The 555-nt window shown below is 73.9% G+C and carries 1 pseudogene; it reads right to left on the reverse strand.

What is annotated here, in order from left to right:
• A pseudogene (locus IEZ12_RS37400) lies at nt 1-555 on the reverse strand (IS5 family transposase); the annotation flags it as partial.

The raw sequence follows: 555 nt of genomic DNA on the forward strand, positions 1-555 counted from the left end.
GGGCGCGGCCGGCGATCTGGTCCCGGCGTTCGGGGATGGTCGCCTTGATCCGCCGGCGCCGCAGCAGCCGGCGGATCTTCCGGGAGGAGTACGCCTTGTCGGCCACGACCCGGTCGGGCCTGGTGCGGGGCCGCCCGCTCCCGGCGCGCGGAACACTGATCGCGTCGAGGACGGCGGGCAGCATCGTGCAGTCGGCCGTGTTGCCGGTGCTGAGGACGATCGACAGCGGCAGGCCCCGTCCGTCGACCGCCAGGTGGATCTTGGTGGTCAGCCCGCCGCGGGACCGGCCGAGCGCCTCGCGGCGCGCAACTGCTGCCGGATCATCCGATTCGTCCTCGGGCCGGTCCCCTTTTTGCGGGCGCCGGCGGCGTGCTGGTGGGCCCTGGCGGCGGTGGAGTCGATCGAGACCGTCCACTCCACGGTCCCCACAGCGTCGTTGCGGACCTGGACCTCGCGCAGGAGCGCGGCCCAGGTGCCGTCCTTCTCCCACTGGGCGAAGCGCCGGTAGACGGTCTGCCACGGGCCGTAGCGTTCGGGCAGATCACGCCACGGGGC

This window comes from Kitasatospora griseola (genome assembly GCF_014648555.1).
GTDB lineage: Bacteria > Actinomycetota > Actinomycetes > Streptomycetales > Streptomycetaceae > Kitasatospora > Kitasatospora griseola.